Origin of the sequence: Sulfitobacter sp. M85 (assembly GCF_029285915.1) — a bacterium.
Taxonomy (GTDB): domain Bacteria; phylum Pseudomonadota; class Alphaproteobacteria; order Rhodobacterales; family Rhodobacteraceae; genus Sulfitobacter; species Sulfitobacter faviae.
Genome location: NZ_JABECQ010000007.1, coordinates 163,967 through 182,685, shown reverse-complemented (window position 1 = coordinate 182,685; position 18,719 = coordinate 163,967). Strand labels below are relative to the sequence as shown.

Annotated in this window: 20 protein-coding genes; 8 read left to right on the top strand and 12 right to left on the bottom strand. The window is 63.6% G+C overall.

Translation table 11 applies throughout. The features are described from left to right. Positions 1–69: 69 nt before the first annotated feature. A complete protein-coding gene (mazG, locus tag HKX24_RS14580; protein ID WP_271691378.1) occupies positions 70–894 on the bottom strand; it encodes a nucleoside triphosphate pyrophosphohydrolase in 825 nt (274 codons plus the stop codon). A 64-nt stretch (positions 895–958) separates the two neighbouring features. On the opposite strand from mazG, the gene HKX24_RS14575 reads away from it, so the two are divergent. From HKX24_RS14575 to HKX24_RS14565, 3 genes are all read left to right on the top strand, one after another. Continuing rightward, complete coding sequence (locus tag HKX24_RS14575; protein ID WP_271691377.1) at positions 959–2,128, top strand: M20 aminoacylase family protein; 1,170 nt, start codon at positions 959–961, stop codon at positions 2,126–2,128. Continuing rightward, on the top strand, positions 2,128–3,093 hold the full coding sequence (gene speB, locus HKX24_RS14570) for an agmatinase (protein ID WP_271691376.1): 966 nt from the start codon (positions 2,128–2,130) through the stop codon (positions 3,091–3,093). The genes HKX24_RS14575 and speB overlap by 1 nt, the downstream gene beginning before the upstream one ends. Before the next feature lie 102 nt (positions 3,094–3,195). Continuing rightward, the gene (locus HKX24_RS14565) at positions 3,196–3,621 is read left to right on the top strand and encodes a DUF1499 domain-containing protein (protein WP_271691375.1); all 426 of its coding nucleotides are present in this window, start codon (positions 3,196–3,198) and stop codon (positions 3,619–3,621) included. On the opposite strand, the gene HKX24_RS14560 is transcribed toward HKX24_RS14565, so the two are convergent. Further along, positions 3,559–3,858 carry a hypothetical protein gene (locus tag HKX24_RS14560; RefSeq protein ID WP_276154074.1) on the bottom strand — a complete coding sequence of 100 codons (300 nt, stop codon included), beginning with the start codon at positions 3,856–3,858 and terminating at the stop codon, positions 3,559–3,561. The genes HKX24_RS14565 and HKX24_RS14560 overlap by 63 nt on opposite strands. Before the next feature lie 60 nt (positions 3,859–3,918). Here HKX24_RS14560 and prfA point away from each other — a divergent pair, with 60 nt between their 5' ends. From prfA to HKX24_RS14545, 3 genes are all read left to right on the top strand, one after another. Further along, entirely contained in the window at positions 3,919–4,974 is a 1,056-nt protein-coding gene (gene prfA, locus HKX24_RS14555; RefSeq protein ID WP_271691374.1) for a peptide chain release factor 1, read from the top strand. Then, positions 4,971–5,813, top strand: a complete 843-nt coding sequence (prmC, locus tag HKX24_RS14550; protein ID WP_276154073.1) for a peptide chain release factor N(5)-glutamine methyltransferase — start codon at positions 4,971–4,973, stop codon at positions 5,811–5,813. Before prfA ends, prmC begins: the two co-directional genes overlap by 4 nt. Positions 5,814–6,021: 208 nt before the next feature. Further along, on the top strand, positions 6,022–6,615 hold the full coding sequence (locus HKX24_RS14545) for a DUF4167 domain-containing protein (RefSeq protein WP_271691373.1): 594 nt from the start codon (positions 6,022–6,024) through the stop codon (positions 6,613–6,615). A gap of 63 nt (positions 6,616–6,678) precedes the next feature. Here the strand turns inward: HKX24_RS14545 and HKX24_RS14540 are convergent, their stop codons facing one another. From HKX24_RS14540 to lptF, 7 genes are read right to left on the bottom strand one after another with little or no spacing between them, the layout of a single operon-like run. Next, positions 6,679–7,257, bottom strand: a complete 579-nt coding sequence (locus tag HKX24_RS14540; protein ID WP_271691372.1) for a hypothetical protein — start codon at positions 7,255–7,257, stop codon at positions 6,679–6,681. A 2-nt stretch (positions 7,258–7,259) separates the two neighbouring features. Next, entirely contained in the window at positions 7,260–8,102 is an 843-nt protein-coding gene (gene rsmA / locus HKX24_RS14535; protein WP_271691371.1) for a 16S rRNA (adenine(1518)-N(6)/adenine(1519)-N(6))-dimethyltransferase RsmA, read from the bottom strand. Next, entirely contained in the window at positions 8,099–9,073 is a 975-nt protein-coding gene (pdxA, locus tag HKX24_RS14530) for a 4-hydroxythreonine-4-phosphate dehydrogenase PdxA (protein ID WP_271691370.1), read from the bottom strand. Before pdxA ends, rsmA begins: the two co-directional genes overlap by 4 nt. Continuing rightward, the gene (locus HKX24_RS14525; RefSeq protein WP_276154072.1) at positions 9,070–10,308 is read right to left on the bottom strand and encodes a peptidylprolyl isomerase; all 1,239 of its coding nucleotides are present in this window, start codon (positions 10,306–10,308) and stop codon (positions 9,070–9,072) included. The genes pdxA and HKX24_RS14525 overlap by 4 nt, the downstream gene beginning before the upstream one ends. After that, positions 10,296–12,446, bottom strand: coding sequence for an LPS assembly protein LptD (lptD, locus tag HKX24_RS14520; protein WP_276154071.1), 2,151 nt, complete (start codon positions 12,444–12,446; stop codon positions 10,296–10,298). Before lptD ends, HKX24_RS14525 begins: the two co-directional genes overlap by 13 nt. 1 nt (position 12,447) lies before the next feature. Continuing rightward, on the bottom strand, positions 12,448–13,545 hold the full coding sequence (gene lptG / locus HKX24_RS14515; RefSeq protein ID WP_271691366.1) for an LPS export ABC transporter permease LptG: 1,098 nt from the start codon (positions 13,543–13,545) through the stop codon (positions 12,448–12,450). Further along, positions 13,542–14,675: an LPS export ABC transporter permease LptF gene (gene lptF, locus HKX24_RS14510; protein ID WP_271691365.1), complete on the bottom strand. Its 1,134-nt coding sequence runs from the start codon at positions 14,673–14,675 to the stop codon at positions 13,542–13,544. The genes lptG and lptF overlap by 4 nt, the downstream gene beginning before the upstream one ends. A gap of 131 nt (positions 14,676–14,806) precedes the next feature. Here lptF and HKX24_RS14505 point away from each other — a divergent pair, with 131 nt between their 5' ends. Both HKX24_RS14505 and HKX24_RS14500 read left to right on the top strand, forming a co-directional pair. After that, entirely contained in the window at positions 14,807–16,279 is a 1,473-nt protein-coding gene (locus tag HKX24_RS14505) for a leucyl aminopeptidase (protein ID WP_271691364.1), read from the top strand. Positions 16,280–16,286: 7 nt separating this feature from the next. After that, complete coding sequence (locus tag HKX24_RS14500; RefSeq protein WP_271691363.1) at positions 16,287–16,745, top strand: DNA polymerase III subunit chi; 459 nt, start codon at positions 16,287–16,289, stop codon at positions 16,743–16,745. Between the two features lie 52 nt (positions 16,746–16,797). On the opposite strand, the gene HKX24_RS14495 is transcribed toward HKX24_RS14500, so the two are convergent. From HKX24_RS14495 to HKX24_RS14485, 3 genes are all read right to left on the bottom strand, one after another. After that, positions 16,798–17,283 carry a hypothetical protein gene (locus HKX24_RS14495; RefSeq protein WP_271691362.1) on the bottom strand — a complete coding sequence of 162 codons (486 nt, stop codon included), beginning with the start codon at positions 17,281–17,283 and terminating at the stop codon, positions 16,798–16,800. 153 nt (positions 17,284–17,436) lie between these two features. Beyond that, positions 17,437–18,018: a TIGR02281 family clan AA aspartic protease gene (locus HKX24_RS14490; protein WP_209217741.1), complete on the bottom strand. Its 582-nt coding sequence runs from the start codon at positions 18,016–18,018 to the stop codon at positions 17,437–17,439. A gap of 45 nt (positions 18,019–18,063) precedes the next feature. Further along, positions 18,064–18,702, bottom strand: coding sequence for a MarC family protein (locus tag HKX24_RS14485; RefSeq protein WP_271691360.1), 639 nt, complete (start codon positions 18,700–18,702; stop codon positions 18,064–18,066). Positions 18,703–18,719 lie beyond the last annotated feature (17 nt).

Genomic DNA, 18,719 nt, shown 5'->3' with positions numbered 1-18,719 from the left:
TTTCGTCAAATTGCTTGGGGCAGAGCCTTGCCGGAGGGGCCGGTCTTTGTCCAGCCGCTGCCCGGGGGATTAGCCGCGTTCCGCCAGTTTCACCGCATCCCACAGCGCGTCCATCTCGGCCAGATCACTGTCTTGCGGGGTTTTGCCCATGGCGGCAAGCCGGGCCTCGACCCCTTCGAACCGGCGGGTGAATTTGGCATTGGCGGCGCGCAAAGCAGCCTCCGGGTCCAGCCCCAGATGGCGGCCCAGATTGGCCATGACGAAGAGCAGATCGCCATATTCCTCCTCGACCTCCGCTTGGCTCAGCTGGTCCTTCGCCTCGACCAATTCGGCAGCCTCTTCGGTGATCTTGTCGAGCACCTGCGTCGTCTCGGGCCAGTCGAACCCCACACGCGCCGCGCGTTTCTGAAGCTTCATCGCCCGCAACAGCGCTGGCAGGCCGATCGCCACCCCGTCCAAGGTGCCCCCCTGTGCTTTGCCCGCGCGTTCGGCGGCTTTGATCTTTTCCCAATCGGCGGTCTGCTGTTCGGCGCTCTTGTCGCGGGATTCGTCGCCAAAGACATGCGGATGCCGCGCCACCATCTTATCGCTGATGTTGCGCACCACGGATTGAAAGGTGAAATGCCCCGCTTCTTCACCCATCGCCGTGTGATAGACCGATTGCAGCAGCAGATCGCCCAATTCGCCTTCAAGTTCGCCCCAATCGCGCCGGGCGATGGCATCGGCGACTTCGTAAGCTTCTTCGATGGTATAGGGGGCGATGCTGTCGAAATCTTGCTCGATATCCCAGGGGCAGCCCGTCTCAGGGTCGCGCAGGCGGCGCATGATTTCGAGCAACCGTTCGATCCCGGCATCTGAATCGTGAATGAGATCGGCTTTTGTGTTGTCCGGCATTGCAGGCCCCGTATGTCTGGTGTCAGATGCACCCTGACCAAACCAAACCCAAGGAGTCCAGCCCATGCCCGTGGTGAACCGCATCAATGCCTTTGCGGAGGATATGACAGCATGGCGGCGCCATTTGCACGGGATTCCCGAATTGGCGTTCGACTGCCATGAGACGGCGGCTTTCGTGGCCGAGCGGCTGCGCGCGTTTGGTGTGGATGAGCTGCACGAGGGCATCGCGACGACCGGTATCGTGGCGATTATCGAGGGGCAGGGCGAGGGCCCGACCATTGGCCTGCGCGCCGATATGGATGCGCTGCCGATCCAAGAGACAACGGGCAAGGACTATGCCAGCACGCGGAAAGGCAAGATGCACGCCTGCGGCCATGACGGGCACACCACCATGCTTCTGGGCGCGGCGCGATATCTGGCGGAGACCCGCAATTTCGCGGGCCGGGTGGCCCTGATCTTTCAACCCGCCGAAGAGGCGGGCGGCGGCGCGGGTGTGATGGTCGAAGAGGGCATCATGGAGCGGTTCGAGATCGCGCAGGTTTACGGGATCCACAACGCGCCCGGCTTTGACGAAGGCGCATTCTACACGACGCCGGGGCCGATCATGGCGGCGGTGGATGAGTTCCACATTCATATCAAAGGCAAGGGCGGCCACGGTGCCATGCCGCATGAAAGCCGCGACCCCGTCGTGGCCGCCTGCGGTATTGCTACGGCGATCCAGACCATCGTCAGCCGCAACCATGTCGCGGCGCAGGATCTGGTGGTCTCGGTCACGCAGATCCACACGGGCACCGCCGATAACATCATCCCCGAAACCGCCTATATCAACGGCACCGTGCGCACCTTTGACCGTGAGGTGCAGGCCATGGTGATGCGCCGGATGCAGCAGATCGTGGACGGGCAGGCGGCGAGTTATGACGTCACCGCCGAGTTGGACTATGAGGTCGGCTATCCCGCCACGGTCAATGATCCGGCCAAAGCCGAGGCCGCCATCGCTGCAGCGACCGAAGTGGTGGGTGCGGACCAAGTGCACGGCGATTATGGCCGCGAGATGGGTGCGGAGGATTTCAGCTTCATGCTTGAAAAACGCCCCGGTGCCTATCTCTTCCTCGGGGCCGGGGAAGGCGCGGGGCTGCACCACCCGGAATACGACTTCAACGACGAGATCGCGCCGCTTGGCGCATCCTTTTTCGCCCGTATCGTTGAGCGGGCACAGCCAGCAGGAGGCAAATAATGGCATTGGAAGACGCGGCCAAACAGATGGATATGGCCTTTACCCGCGAGGACCTCAAAGGGCCGAGCTATGAGTTGACCTTTGGCGGGGCGACCTCCTTCCTGCGACGGAAATACACCAAGGATCTGACCGGCGTCGACATCGCGGTGACCGGCGTGCCCTTCGACCAAGCGGTGACCAACCGCCCCGGCACGCGCCTTGGCCCCCGCGCCATCCGCGAAGCCAGCGCGCTGCAGGCCCCCGACGCGCCCTATGGCTGGGATTTCGACGTGCTCAGCGAATTCGCCATCGCGGATTACGGCGATCTGGCCTTCGACTATGGTCATGTCAGCCAGTTTCCCGCCGCCCTGACGGCCCATATCAAGACCATTCTGGATGCCGGTGCGGCTTCTGTCGTGCTGGGCGGGGATCACTATATCTCATTCCCGATCCTCAAGGCCTATGCGGAAAAATACGGGCCCATCAGCCTGTTACAGTTCGATGCGCATACGGATACTTGGCAAGATGACGACATGGACCGGATCGATCACGGGACGATGTTCTACAAGGCCGTGAAGTCCGGCATCGTCGACCCGTCGACCAGCGTGCAAGTCGGCATCCGCACCACCAATGAGGACACGATGGGCGTCAATATCATCGACGCGCGTGAGGTGCATGAGCAGGGGCCGCAGGCCACCGTTGCCAAGATCAAGGAGATCCTCGGCGATCGCCCCTGCTATCTGACCTTTGACATCGACGCGCTTGATCCGGCCTTTGCCCCCGGCACCGGCACCCCGGTGTGGGGCGGGCTGACCTCGGCGCAGGCGTCGATCATGCTGCGCGAACTGGCGGGGATCAACATCATGGGCGGTGATGTCGTCGAAGTCTCGCCCCCCTTCGACACCACAGGCGCCACGGCGGTTGCAGGTGCCCATGTCGCGACCGAGATCCTGTCGCTGCTGGGTCACCGCATGAGAACCGCGTGAGCGAGAGCCACGACATCACGCGCCAGTCCGCTGAAAGGCGGGCCGGCTTGCTTACTGCGACCTCCGTCGCCCCTGACCGCCGAGCTTTGAAAGGTGCTTAAAATGCTGTTCTGGATCATCGTGATCGCCCTCGTCGCCTTGGTGGCCTATGTCCGCCTTGCGCCCATCGACACCGCGCGTTGGCATGTGCAGGCAGACGGGCAGAAGATGGGCAAGACCCAAGGCACCAACAGCTATATCTGGCGCGTGCCCGTCGAGGGCGACGGGGCCGAGACCTTGGCCCAGCTTGACCGGGTGATCCTGCAAACCCCGCGCACCGAAGTCGTCGCCGGATCGCTCGCCGAGGGGCAGGTCACCTATGTCACCCGCACCAAATTGATGGGCTATCCCGATTTCACCACCATCGGCGTCTACGGTGACAACCCGCGCTATGTCGAGGTCTATGGCCGCTCGCGTTTTGGCCGGTCAGATCTGGGGGTCAACGCCAAGCGGGTCAACGGATGGCTTGATCAGATCGAGGCGCGATGACAGGCAACCCTGCTGCACCTCGCGCCACATCGGCACGTTGAGCGACATCTGGCATTGCGCCATGAACATGCGCCCATCCACTTGCAGGCAAATGGTCTCACCCAGTTCCACACGGGCGCCGCTGCTGTTGGTGCAATAGCAATCAATCGTCGTGCCGCCCGGCGCTTTGACATCCGCAAGGGCAGGGTGCAGGGCCGTCAGGCCCATAAGGCAGATGAGCGGCATAAGACGTGTCATACCCCACGATAGCACAAGCCGCCTCTTGACCAAAGCATTTGCATAAGCGACAGGAACCCCATGATCCCGATGCACCGCCTCGCGCAAATCTCGCAACGCTTCCAGTTTCTGGAGGCCAGCATGTCTGCGGGCTCTGATGGGGCCGATTTTGCAGCGCTCGCAAAAGAATACAGCGATCTCAAGCCCGTGGTCGATCAGATCGACCTTTATCAGCAGCTCCAGCGCGACCTCGAAGAAGCCGAGTTGATGCTGAAAGACCCCGAAATGGCCGAGCTTGCGCGGGAGGAGTTGCCCCGTCTGCGCGCCCGTCTGCCGGAGGTCGAGGAGGGGTTGCAACTCGCACTTCTGCCGCGCGATGCGGCGGATGCGAAACCCGCCATGTTGGAGATCCGCCCTGGCACGGGCGGCGATGAGGCGGCGCTTTTCGCCGGTGACCTTCTGCGCATGTACCAACGCTATGCCGAGGCACAGGGCTGGGGGGTTGACCTGATCGAAAGCCAGATGACCGAACTCGGCGGCGTGAAAGAGGTCGTGGCCCATATCACCGGTCAGAATGTCTTTGCCCGGCTCAAGTTCGAAAGCGGTGTGCACCGCGTACAGCGCGTGCCCACCACCGAAAGCGGCGGGCGTATCCATACTTCGGCGGCGACCGTGGCGGTCCTGCCCGAAGCCGAAGATGTGGATATCGAGATTAACGCAAATGACCTGCGGATCGACACGATGCGCTCTTCGGGCGCCGGTGGCCAGCACGTCAACACCACCGATTCCGCCGTGCGGATCACCCATATTCCGACCGGGATCGTCGTTACCTCGTCGGAGAAGTCCCAGCACCGCAACCGCGACAAGGCGATGCAGGTGCTCAAGGCGCGGCTCTATGATATGGAGCGCAGCCGGATGGACAGCGAGCGCTCTGCCGACCGGGCGGCTCAGGTGGGCTCCGGTGACCGGTCCGAGCGGATCCGGACCTATAATTTCCCTCAAGGGCGTATGACGGACCACCGGATAAACCTGACCCTCTACCGGCTCGAAGCCGTGATGCAGGGCGATCTGGATGAGATCGTCGACGCGCTCACTGCCGATGCCCAAGCGCGTCAGCTGGCGGAGATGGAGGGGTGAGCCCCCAAACCGCCGCCCAAGCCATGGCCGCCGCCGCCGGACGGCTGCGTGCCGCCGGTGTGCCCGATCCGGCGCGGGATGCGCGGCTGTTGCTCGCCCATGCCGCCGCTGTCGATGCCGCCCGCGTGACCCTCATCGCGCCCGAGGAAATCGCCCCCGAGGTTGCCGAACGCTTTGACCAGCTCATCTCCCTGCGCGCCGTGCGCGTGCCTGTCTCGCAACTCATTGGCCGGCGGGCCTTTTATGGCCGCGATTTCGCGATCAGCCGCGATGTGCTTGACCCGCGGCCCGAGACGGAGACACTGATCGACCTTGCCCTCGGCGAGGATTTCACCCGCATTCTGGACCTCGGCACCGGCTCGGGCTGTATCCTCGTCACCCTGCTGGCCGAACGGGCGGCGGCGACGGGGCTGGCCGTGGACCTCTCGGAAGCCGCCTGCCTTCAGGCCAGCGCCAATGCGGTGCAGCACGGGGTGGCCGACCGCACCGATATCCGGCAGTCCGATTGGTTCAGCGCCGTTGAGGGGCGGTTTGATCTGATCCTGTCGAACCCGCCTTATTTGGCCGCCGAGGAAATGGCCGATGTCTCACCGGAATTGCGCCAGCATGAGCCGGAAATGGCGCTGACTGACGGCCAAGACGGGCTGAGCATCTACCGCATCATCGCCGCCGAGGCGCAGGGCTACCTCACGGCTCAAGGCCGCGTCATGGTCGAAATCGGCTGGCAACAGGGCGAAGCGGTCCAGGAAATCTTTGCCGCGGCGGGCTGGGGCCGGGTCACGCTGGCGCATGATCTCGATGGGCGGCCAAGGGTCGTTTCAGCCGATAAACCGGCGTGAAATCGCGAAAAAACCGCCATTTGGCGGGCTAAGTGGCAGTTTCTTCTTGCCCAAGCCTTTCTGGCATGGTTAGTCAAGGGTGTTGCAGCGGTGGATGCCACAGGCGGTCCCGCGCGGCACTATGCCCAACATATCGCTTAGGCCGGGTTCAAGACGTGCTTTGCACCCCCGGTGAACGACACACAGCACACAAGGCTGACATCATTCCATGAATTCTCCCAGATCACGCTCCCGGTCGAAGAATAACCGCAAACGCTCGTCGCAAGGTGGCGGCGGCAATGTCGTCAACCGTGTTTTCGACAGCTCCGGCCCCGAGGGCAAGGTGCGCGGCACGCCGCAGCAGGTTATCGAGAAATACAACCAGCTGGCCCGCGATGCACAGTTGAGCAATGACCGTGTGGCCGCCGAGAACTTTCAACAGCACGCCGAACACTACCTGCGCCTGCTGAGCGAAGCACAGCGCGAAGTGGACCAGCGCCGCGAGGAGCAAGAGCGCCAGAACCGTGAGCGTCAGGCCGAGCGGGATCGCGAGCGGGCCGAGCGTCAGGAGCGCGAGGCACAGCAGGGCGGCCAGTCGCAGGGCGAGCAGCCGAAAGCCGACAAACAGCCCGAGCAGCAAGAGCCCGCGCAGCAGCAGGCCGAGGCCGAGACGAACAGCGAAGAGAGCACGCTGGTCGACACGCCCGAGAGCAAGCCAAAGCCAAAACGCGCCCCGCGCCGCAAGCCCAAGCCGAAAGTGGCGGAGGCACAGCCGCAGGAGGGTGGCGACAGCAAGAGCGACACCGCAAAGGTCGCAGAATAAGAAAAGCCCCGCGATTTGCGGGGCTTTTTTATAAGTGGTGATGGTCGACAGCGCGGGGCAGATTTACCCTTCCATCCCCGCCTGCACATATCTGATCCGCCCGTTGCGCCGCAGCACCTCTTCGCGCGGCGCCCAGTCATAACGCGGATCGCTGGTAACCGGCGACCAGAACAGTTCGCCACCGCGCCGCCAAGGGTCAAGGACAAGCCCCGCCTGCATCGGTGCCCCGGCGGCCGAGATGATGGCGGTGGAATGGTCCAGCAGGATCCGCGAGTCGCCATTGGCGATGGCGCGGTGCAGGTCAAGCGTGGCGAAACCCTCGGCCTTCAGGCGTTTCTCCAAATCCTCTGCCCAATGCCAACACAGGCCGCGCGGCTTGCTGCCGTTGTTGACCTTCACGTTATGGATCAGCGGCGGGTCGGTGATCTGATAGGCGATCGCCAGTTCATGGGTATGCCGGTAAGCGATCCGCGCGGCACGGGCGGCCTCTTCGGGATTTACCTGCGGGGAGAGGTTTTCGATAGCGCGGGCGAGTTCCGTGATCTCGGGCTCGGTGCCCAGAGGTGGTGGGCCGTTGCGCGGCAGGGCGCAGGCGGAAAGCCCCAGCAACAGGGCAATGACGAGCAATAGTCGGTAGAACATGGTTACCCCTTGGCAATCTCGCGGGCGAGGGCGCAGAACCCCTCAAGCGGCACCTGTTCGGCGCGGTCAGTGGGTTTTAGCCCCGCGGCGGTCAGACGGTCCTCGATATCCGGCGCAGCGCCTTTGAGGGCCGAGCGCAGCATCTTGCGCCGCTGGTTGAAGGCCATCGCGACCACATGGCTCAGCACCTTCGGATCGGCAGGGAAGCGCGGCTCGGGCAGGGCGGTCAGATGCACCACGCTCGACGAGACCTTGGGCGGCGGGGTGAAGGCGCCCGGCGGCAACTGCATCACGATCCGCGCGTCGCTGCGCCACTGCGCCAGCACGGCCAGCCGCCCATAGGCTTTCGCCCCCGGCTGCGCCACGATCCGCTCCGCCACCTCGCGCTGGAACATCAGCGTGAGGCTTTGCCAAAACGGCGGCCACTCGGGCGGGGTGAGCCAGCGGACCAGCAGTTCGGTCCCGACGTTATAGGGCAGGTTGGCGGCCACCCGGATGGGCGGGGTTAGATGGCTCAGCGGGTCGACTTCAAGCGCGTCGCCTTCGATCACCGTCAGGCGACCGGGGTAATGTTCCGCCACCTCGGCCAGCGCGGGCAGGCAGCGGCGGTCCTTCTCGATCGCCAGCACATGACGCGCGCCTTCAGCCAGCAGCCCACGGGTGAGGCCGCCGGGCCCGGGGCCGATCTCCAACACGTCGCAATCGGCCATATCCCCGGCCTGTCGTGCGATCTTGGCCGTGAGGTTCAGATCCAGCAGGAAGTTCTGGCCGAGGGACTTGCGCGCGGCCAACTCGTGGGTATTGATCACCTCGCGCAGCGGCGGAAGATTGTCGATTGCACTCATGTTTTCTGGCCCATCTGCCATGCCAATTTGATCGCTTCGATCATGCTGGTCGGGTTGGCGCGCCCTTGGCCCGCGATGTCAAAGGCCGTGCCGTGATCGGGCGAGGTGCGCACGAAGGGCAGCCCCAGCGTCACATTCACGCCCCGGTCGAAATCCAAGGTCTTGATCGGGATCAGCGCTTGGTCGTGATACATCGCCACCGCCGCGTCATAGCCCTCGCGGGCGCGGGCGTGGAACATCGTATCGGCAGGCAGCGGGCCGTTCAGCGCATAGCCTTCGCCTTGCATCTCAAGGATCAGAGGCGCGATCCAGTCAATCTCTTGCCGGCCCATGCTGCCGCCTTCGCCCGCGTGCGGGTTCAGCCCGGCGACGGCAATCCGGGGGCGGGCGATGCCAAAGCGGTTTTGCAATTCCTGCGAGGTGATCTCAATCGTGCGGCGCAGGCCCGAAGGGGTCAGCGCCTGCGGCACCTGATCGAGCGCGATATGGATCGTGGCAGGCACGACGCGCAATTGATCAGAGGCGAGCATCATCACCACGTCGTCGACGCCTGCCAGCGCTGCGAGGTATTCGGTATGGCCCGGATAGGCGAAACCGGCCCCGTCTTGCAGCGCCTTCTTGTGGATCGGCGCGGTGCAGACGCCGCAGGCGGCGCCCGTCTGCACCAGATCGACCGCCCGGGCGATCACGTCGATCACCCCCTGCGCATGGCCGGGCTGCGGCACGCCCGGCAGGGCGACGCTGTCGAAGGGATGGGGGAGCACGGGCAGCGCGTCGGCACTGGGCGCGCTCACCTCAACCGGGCTGTCGATCACGCGGTGCGGGACATCCTGCGGCAGATGACGCGGGTCGCCGATCCAGACCATTGGGATGTCCTTCGAAAGCGCCGCCCAAGCGCGGGCGGCGATCTCGGGGCCGATCCCGGCGGGTTCACCGCAGGTGATGGCCACCGGCCGGGACGGGCGGCTCATTGGCGGGTGATACGGGCTTCGGCGCGGGCCTGTTCCAGCAGCTGTGTGGCATAGCCCTCAAGCTTGCGCTGCCGGATCGAACTGACCACCGCCTCGCGGTTCACATCGGCATTGGCCGCCGTGGTGCGGTTGCAGAGCATCAGGAAGACCAAAGTCTCCCCATTGGCACGGGTCAGCGCGGTGGAGACTTCGCCGGGGTCGAGTTTCGCCAGCTCAATGGCCACGTCCTGCGGGATCTCGGCGGGTGCCTTGGTGCCACGGTCCAGCACATTCGCGGGCTGGCCCTTGGCGACGCCATAGAGGTCGTCACATTGATCCACCTGACCGCGCAGCTCAGCCGCGCGCGACAGCGCAGCCTCGGAACGGCCACCGGGGATGTAATAGGCGGCATAATCGATTTCGGAATACTCGACGCTCGGCTTGCCGGTCTCTTCGATGCCGCGCAGTTGGAAAAGGGCCACGGCATTGGGGATCGGCAGCGGCGCTGTCACCTCACCCGGGGCGAGGGCCAAGAGGATGGGCCGCAGGCTGGCGGGCAGTTTTTCGAGCGGCGTCCAAGGCATCCGGCCGCCGCGCCCGCGCGAGGCTGTGGCGGAATGCTTGCTGGCATAGGACGAGAATTCGGCTTCCGAGCGGCTTTCCGAAATGCGTTCGGCCAGCGCGTTCACCTGATCGGCATTCTGCGGCGGGGCGGGAATGATGATCTCAGACAACAGCACGCGCAGACCGTTGTTGCCCCGGCTGCTGCCAAGCGCGCGATCCACCTCTTCGTCGGTGATGTTAACGCGGCCATTATAGCGCGCGCGAATAAGGTCACGCCATGCAGCGCTGATCACGATGAAATCGCGAAAGGTCTCTTCGGAAATCTGCGCTTGGCCAAGGACTTTCAGAAACTCCTCGGTTGTCAGATCCGCGCGGCTGGCAAATTCCGCCATGCCGGATCGAATGCCCTCGGGGGTGACTTCAAGCCCGGCTTGATCCAAAATTTGCCCACGCAGGCGGTCGTCGATCAGACTGTCGATCACGCTGTCGGTATCGGTCCCGGGCGCGCCGATCAACTGCATGAAGCGCTGGCGCTGCTGCACTTCGTAGCCGGTGATCACCTCGTCATTGACACGGGCCACAGGCGCAAAGAGGTTCTGCGCCGCTGCGGATTGGCCGATGACCAGAGCAAGGGCGAGTGCCGCAGTCCCACGGATCCCGGCGCGGACGGTCTGTTTCGTTACTTCCCACATGAGCGTACGTATCTTTCTGTTCCGGTGTTTGCGGCAAAGCCCCTGAGGCCGATGTTAAAACCGATATCCGTTGAGGGCTCAACACTTGTTGAGGATGAATAGCTGCGGTTCACCGAAAGGTCGACCTGCACGCATTCATTGTTGTAGCTCAGGCCAAGACCCGCCGTCGCCGCGCGTTCGTCAGCAAGGTCGAACCGCCATTCGGCGGAGGCCTGCCACTGGCTGTTGATCGAATAGCTGCCGTCGAAGGTGATCTCAGACACGTCTTCGTTGCGATCCTCGGCGGCGTCTTCATGCAGCCAGACATAGCTGCCCGAGATCTGCCCGCGTTTGAAATCCCAGACCCCGCGCAACTCGGCCTTGGCGACCTCGAAGTCATCGTCGACCAGCCCGCGCCCGATGAGCGCCAGACCATTGTCGCTGCGCAATTGTCCGGCCAGCAGGAAATCGGAATAGGTGCCCTGCAGGCCAGAGCTAAAGCTAAAGGCGTCATCCGCATCGGCGCGGATCACCTGACCGAAAGACAGGCTGGCATCCATGCCGTTGGGATCGAGCAGCGCCCAATTCACCCCGATGGCCGCCACAGCACCCCGTTCGCGCCGGTCGGGCCGGGGGAAACGGCTGAGCGCCAAAAGGTTGCCCTCGTCATATTCCACGAGCGTGCTTTCCTCATTCGGAATGTCGAGCCGATCACCGCCGGTCCAGCCCAATTGCACAAGCGGTTCAAGCTGTTGCACGACGCCTGCGGCCTCGCGGCGCTGCATGGGGTAGCGCATGGTGACGGCGGCATGGGGCACAAGGTCGGAGTAGCGCCCGTCATAGACCGCATCTTGCGCGATGTTGAACAGACCAAAGCTCGCCCCCGCCTCAACATCGGTCACCAGACCGTTGCCAAAGGTGAAGCGCCGCAGCCACGCGGCCTCCCCGTTAAGCCGCGACACATCGCGCCCGTCGGCCTCGCCATCCCCATTACCATCGGTGCTGAGGTCCGATGACCGGCGGTGGCTATGGGCCTCAAGCGTCAGGCGGAGTTCGCCGCCCACGGAAGTCGGGAAATAACGCCGCTGGAATTCACCATCCAAGACCAGATTGGGCAGCAGATCATTGTCCTCGCCATCGCGGAGCGATTGGTAGTTCAGCAGGGTTGCCCGCATATATGCATCGCGCCGCGCGCGGCTGACGGTCAATTCGCTGGTCAGACGGTCCTTGCCCGAATAGCCATAGTCGCTGAGATAGGAACTGTCGCTCGTGGTCTCGATATCGAAATACAGTTTGTAGTCGCGCCGTAGATCGAAACTGCCGGTGCCAAAGAGGTAGCCACGGGTTTTGCCGGGGTCCAACTCATCATCGGTGATCGCCCCTTCGAACTCGATCCGTCCCGAAACGAAAGCCTGACGGTAGCGGAACTCAAGCGTGCGGGTTTCGGCGGAGAGATAGGGGGTCAAGGTCAGATCGCGGTGATCGCCGATCTTGATGAAATAGGGCAGTTTCAGCCCCACGCCCAGTTGCGAGGTCGAGCGGACCGTGGGCGCCAGAAAGCCAGTCGCGCGGTCCAATGTGGGGTCGGGCAGGCGCAGGCGGGGCAGATAGGCAATGGGCACGTTCTTGATCCGGAACTGCGCCTCGTCAAAATAAAGCTGCTGCGCCAATTGATCATGCACCACCCGTTTCGCGCGGATTTGCCAAAGCGGTGTTTCGCCATCTTCGCAGACTTTGCAAGAGGTTACGGCGGCTTTGTAAAGTTGGCTATAACGCCCTTCGACCCGGTTGATCTGCACGGCGGCAAGCTGCAGCTGCTGCTCAAGGATCATCCGCGCGCCGCGCAAAAGGCCGGACTGCAAGCCCGCATCGAGTGAGGCCGCATCGGCGAGGATCGTGGTATTCTCCCCCTCAGACAGCACGATCGGCCCTTCGATGCTGAGCGCGCCGGTGGCCTGATCATAGCGGATCGCCGTGGCGCGCAGCCGCGTCTCCCCTTGGAAGGCTTCGACATTTCCTTGCGCGACCAATACTTTATCGCGGGTAATGAACACCTGATCGGCCAGCAGAACGGCGGGGCGGTCGCTGGCAGGCGCGGTCTGGGCTGCAAGGCTCAGAGGCGCGAATGAAAGGGCAAGTCCAACAAGGGCCGCGCGCATGTCAGCCGTCCTCCGCATGCAGTAGCAGGCCTAGCGCCAGAAAGATCGCCGCCACGGGCGGCGCCCAAGCGGCAAGGATCACGGGGATCTGGCCATTCTCGCCAAGGATCTGTGCGAAACTGCGAATGAAATACAAACCGAACCCCAGCAAAATCGAGGCCAGCACAGCGACGCCGGTCCCCCCAAAGCGGGTATGGCGCATGGTGAATGCGCTCGCAACCAGAACCATGGCCACCAGAAAGAAGGGCCGCGCAAGCTCGGCCTGAAGCCAGACCTCATGCTGGCGCGTGCTGAACCCGGCCTGTTCCAATTGCCGGATGAACTCGGGCAGTTCATAGATTGAGACGGCAGCGACACGGCCAATGCTTTCGCGGATACGCTCGACGGTGAGGGAGGAGGGGATCGTCAGGGTCTCATGCACCTCCGCCTCGCCTTCGGCGTTCACCCCGGCCGCCAGCGGCCAAATCTTTGCCCCGGTCAGCTCCCAGTCGCCGCTGCTAAGTTGTGCGCTTTCGGCTTCGATGCGCCGCACCGGGCCCTTCTCGGCATCATAGCTGATAATCGTGACGTTATAGAGGACAGAGGCGTCGGCGTTGGTGCGCCATGCGCGAATGACCGATTGGCCTTCCTCCGTGCCTTGCCGCAGCCACAGCCCCTCGTCACTGACCGAGAGCGCCGCGCGACCATTGGACCGGTATTCTTGGGTCAATTGCTCGGCCCGCTCACTGGTCGCCGCCACGATGGGGTTGAGCATGGCCACGGCCAGCGTGCCGATGATCAAGGCCACCACCACCGGGGCCACCAGCGCGCGCAGGGCCGAGCGGCCCGCGGCCCGGGTCACAACCAATTCGGAGGACCGCGCAAGGCCGATGAAAAGCGCCACCGTGGCGAGGATCATGATCAGCGGCAGAATCATGTTGATGGTCTGGGGCATGTGCAGCAACGTCATGCCCAGCACCTGATCCCAGCCCACGTCGTCATCGGCGAAACGCCGGGCCTGATCGACACCGTCGACCAGCATCACCAGCGCGGCCAGCACCCCGGTGATGACGAGAAAGCTCATGAAAAAGCGGCGGGCGAAATAGAAATGCAGGATCATGTGGCGGCCCTCTTGCCACGCAGACGCCGCCTTATCCAGCGCGGATGTGCGGCTTGCCAAAGCATTGCCAGCGTCAGCACGGCCCCGATGAGCGAGGGCAAATAGGCCAGCGGCCAGAGCGCCGCCGCCTCGCGTATCTGCACCACCATCGTGCCCCGCAGCCCATCAATGGCGATGAGCAGGCCGAAAGCGATCACCGCCTCGCGCCAGACGCCAAAGCGGGAGAAACCGCCGAGGATCAAAGTCGCGAAACCAATCATCGCGGCGACAAGGCAGAACAGCGGCTGCGCGAAGCGGCCATGCAACTCTTCGGCCACCACGCCCGGCGAGGTGTCGGTCGCCGCCGCGACCCCGTCCCAATCCCAAAGCAGATCAGGCGTGACCATGGCGCTGACCGACAGGTCGATTTCGTCTCCGCTGCTGACCAGCGGGGAGATATCGAACGAAAAGTCGCGGAATTTGGCGGTGGCCAAACGGTTGCTCTCGGTGTCCAGCCTCTGCGCCATGCCATTGAGCATGATCAGCGTCGTGTCGTCTCCGTTGCGGGCGAGGTAGGCTTCGGCAGCGGTGTAGATCACGCCCTCGTCGGCCTTGCGCCGGTCCGACAGGAAAACATCGCGCAGCACGCCGTCACCGTCGATGGCGCGGGTGTAAAAGGTCACGTCGTCGGAGGGGTGCAGAAAAGTCCCCTCTGTCAGCAACCTTGCGGTGAGGTTGCGCGAGATTTCGGCCTCGCGCTGTTTCAACTGGCCCTGCGCCATGGGGACCAGAAAGTGGCTCAGCACCGTCATCATCGCCGCCACGCAGAGGCCAAAGACAAAGACGGGCCGCGCCAGCCGCCACGGGCCGGAGCCTGCGGCTTGGAGCACCGTCAACTCGGATTCGCCCGACATGCGGTTGGTCACATAGACCGAAGCGGCAAAGGTTGCGATGGGCAGGACGGTGACGATGAGTTTCGGCAAGCCGAGGGCCGTGAACTCCAAAAACACCAAGGCGGATTGGCCATCGCCGATCAAACGGTCGAACAGGACAACCGCGCGGTTGATCCAGAAAAGCGCCACCAGCACCAAAGCGAAAAAGCCGAACATAACCAGAAGTTGCGACAGCATGTAGCGGTCAATTCTTGCCACTCTGATCCCCCGAGATGCTCTGACGGCCTTTACGCGGATCTTAAAGCAATTCGCGGGGCGGGAAAACTGCTATCTGGCCATGGGCCGCGCGGCGCGCTAGGTCTGGGGCAAAATCAACCATGAGGCATGCCATGACCGATCTGACCCCCATCACCTTCGCCGAGACCGACATCGACCGTATCGCGGGGCATTCCGGGCGGATCGCGCTGTTTCTGGAGCCTGAGGGCCGTTTGGATGCCGGGGCGCGGCGGGTGAACCGTCTGACCAAAGGCGCTTTGCAGCGGCTGGTAGAGAGTGAGCGTTTCGCGGCGCTGAAACCCGGCGAGGTTCTCAGCATGGGCTACCCCGCAGGCATGGCGGCAGAGGCGGTGGACGTGGTTCATATGCCGCGCCGGGCCGAGGTGATGACCGCGCGCAAGGCCGGGGCCGCGCTGGCCAAACGCCGGGGTGACAGCGATCTGCTGATGCTGGCCGCCGCAACACGCCGGGTGACCGATGTGGCCTTTGGTCTGGCAATGCGGGACTACGGCTTTGAAGATCACAAATCCGCGCCCAAGGCGCGCAAAGGCACGGTCGAGGTCATGTGTTCCAAACCCGATGACGCGCGTGAGGCCGCCGTACCGCTCATGGCCGTGGCCGAAGGGGCCTTCATGACCCGCGATCTGACCAACGCGCCCGCCAACATCCTGACCACCACCAATTTTGCCGAACGTCTGGCCGAGATGGAAAGCTTGGGCCTGAAAGTTGAAGTTCTGGATGAGGAAGAGCTTGCAAAGCTTGGAATGCGCACGCTTTTGTCTGTGGGGCAAGGCTCGGACAGCCCGTCGAAAGTGGTCGTGATGCGGTGGGAAGGCGGCGCCGATGACTCAGCCCCTCTGGCGCTGGTCGGCAAGGGTGTGGTCTTTGACACCGGCGGCATCAGCCTCAAACCCGGGGCTGGCATGGAAGACATGACCATGGACATGGGCGGCGCGGGCGTCGTCTCCGGCGTGATGCGTACTCTGGCGCTGCGCAAGGCCAAGGCGAATGTCGTGGGGCTTGTGGGTATCGTTGAGAACATGCCCTCGGGCAATGCCACCCGCCCGGGCGATGTGATCACCACGATGAAGGGAGACACGGTAGAGGTCATCAACACCGACGCCGAGGGGCGTTTGGTGCTCTGCGATGTCATGTGGTACGCCCAAGACCGTTTCAAACCCGCGGCGATGATCGATCTGGCCACGCTGACCGGGGCGATCATCATCGGGCTGGGCCATCAGAACGCCGGGGTCTTTTCGAATGACGATGGGCTGTGCAACGATTTCCTGAAAGCCGCTGAGAGCGAAGGCGAAGGCGCGTGGCGGATGCCGCTGGGGCAGGGCTATGACGACCTGCTGAAAAGCCGCGTCGCCGACATGAAAAATATCGGCGGGCGTCCGGCGGGGTCGATCACTGCGGCGCAATTCCTCAAGCGGTTCGTCAAGGATGAGACACCTTGGATTCACCTCGATATTGCCGGTGTTGCCTCACTGAAATCCGAAAGTACGCTGGCGCCCGCGGGCGCGACGGGCTGGGGCGTGGCGGCGTTGAACCGTCTCGTCGCTGACCGTTTCGAGAAGGGCTGAGCGACTGATGGGGGCGGCTTACTTCTATCACCTGACCCAGCGACCTCTGGTCGAGACGCTGACGATGCTGCTGGAAAAGTCGCTCGCCAATGGCTGGCGCGTGGCCCTGCGCGGGACGGACCGGGCGGGGCTACAGGCGCTGGACCGGGCGCTTTGGACCTATGCGGATGACAGCTTTCTGCCCCATGGCATGGCGGGCGGGCCGCAGGACGCGGATCAGCCCGTGCTGCTGACGCTGGAGGATGGCGCCCCCAATCGGGCGGATTGTCTGATGACGGTGCATGGGGCCGATGTCACGGCGGCGGAAGTGGCCGCGCACCAGCGGGTCTGCGTGTTGTTCGACGGGCATGATCCCGTGGCGCTGGATCAGGCGCGCGGCCTGTGGAAGCGGCTGAAATCCGACGGCGCCTCGGCCCAATATTGGTCAGAGGAAAGCGGCCGCTGGGAAAAGAAGGCCGAGACCTGAAGGGCGGCAGTGCAGGGGCAGGGGCCGAAAGCCCGCCGCCCCTGAACGCGGCTTAGGCCGCTTTGTCGAGCGCGGGTTTCGCGGCAGCGGTGGATTTGCTCGCCTCGGCCTCCGGTGCTGCGGGTTCGACCTTGCTGACATAGGATTTGGCCGCTTCGACCGCGCTGTTGTTCACCGGCGCGATCGTGTCCAGCAGGGCGCGGGTGCGCTGGCTGTCGACGCTGCGCTGTGCTGCGGCGCGGGCAAAGGCTTCGTCATCCGCGCTCGTGGCCTTTTGAGCCGTCTCGACCGGCTTTGCCTGTGCCACAGCTTGCACCGTTTCGACCTTGGCAGGCGCTTGCACGGCTTGAGGTTTGGATGCCTCCTGCGCCGCCGCGCTGTTCTGCGCGTTCTGCCCGTCATTGGCGGGTTTCGCCTGCGCCTGGGATGGCTTGTCCTTGGCCTTTTCGGCCTCTTGCGGCTTTTCAGCCTTCTCCGCCTTAGCGGGTTTGTTGCTTTGTTGGTAGGAGGATGACCCACCAAAAATGTTCATCAGCATAGCAGCACTTTCTCCAAAATTGGGTACAGTTGTGCCCTGCAGATATCCGCTCAAAAGGGCGGGAACCTGTTCAATTCACGGCGAATGCGGCGTCATTTTGCGGCGTGTTTGATGTTTTGCCCCGCATTTCCGGCAAGGTCTTGCCCTATTCCGTCAGCGGCTCAGGCGCAGTTCACCGCCGCTGATCTCGATCCGGCCCCAACGTTGCAGGTAGCCCATGCCGAGCAAGGATTGCGACATGATCCCGTCATTCACTACCGCGGGGACGTTGTGATCGACCGCATGGCCCACCACCACCTCGTCGAGACGCACGAAGGCGGTGCGCGTTTCGCCATTGGCGGTGCCCGCGCGGCCAAGGTAATCCAGCCCCTCGGGGTCGATGCCGATGCGCGCCGCGTCGGATTTGGTCAGCACGATATCGGATGCGCCCGTATCGACGACAAAGCGCACCGGCGCGCCGTTGATCTGGGCCGTCAGGTAGTAATGCCCATCGCGCCCGCGGGGCAGGACGATGTCACCCTCTTCGCTGATGGTGAGATGTTGGCGGGCGCTGTCGCGGGTGATGTCTTGCCACAGGCCGACGCCCGCCGCGGCGCCGGTAAAGATCAGCCCCCAGACCGCCGCCTGTTGCAGGGTCTTGTTCATATTCGGGCGGCTGTGCATGAAAAACCAGCCCGCCACCATCGCCAGAAGAACGATGAGATAGATCAGATGTGCTGTGTCGATTTCGGCCATGAACGCGCCCCCTTAGATCTCATATAGGAAGGCCGCGCGGAAATGTCAGCCGAACGTGGGGCCGGGGCCAAAGCCAAAGGCCGCCAAGCCGTCGAGCACGAATTGAACCGAAAGCGCCGCCAGCAACATGCCAAGCAGACGGGTCACGATGTTAATGCCCGTCTTGCCCATCGCCCGCTCAAGCGCGCCGCTGACCTGCATGGTTAGCGCCATGACCACCAGTGTCAGCGCGGTGATCACGATAATGGTCAACAGCCCTTCGCCGCCCGGTTTTTCTCCCGTCAGCAGGATGACCGAGGCGATGGAGCCGGGGCCCGCAATCAACGGAATGGCCATGGGGAAGACCGACGGATCGTCGTGGTCGTCTTCATCCGCGCGGTCCTCACGCCGTTTGGTACGGCGGTCGAAGAGCATGTCGAGCGCGGTGATGAACAACAAGATGCCGCCCGCCACGCGGAAAGCGGGCATGGAGATGCCGATGAAACCCAGCACTGCCTCGCCGAAGGCTGCGAAGATCAGCAAGATCAACCCGGCCACGCCGACCGCGCGCCAAGCGATCTTGCGCCGCTCTGCGTTGCTCATCCCGCGGGTAAGCGCGAGGAAGACCGGCGCGATGGCGATGGGGTCGATCACCACGAACATCGTGACGAGGGCGGTGATCATATAGGCGGTGTCGAGGGTCATGGGACTTCCTTGGCGCG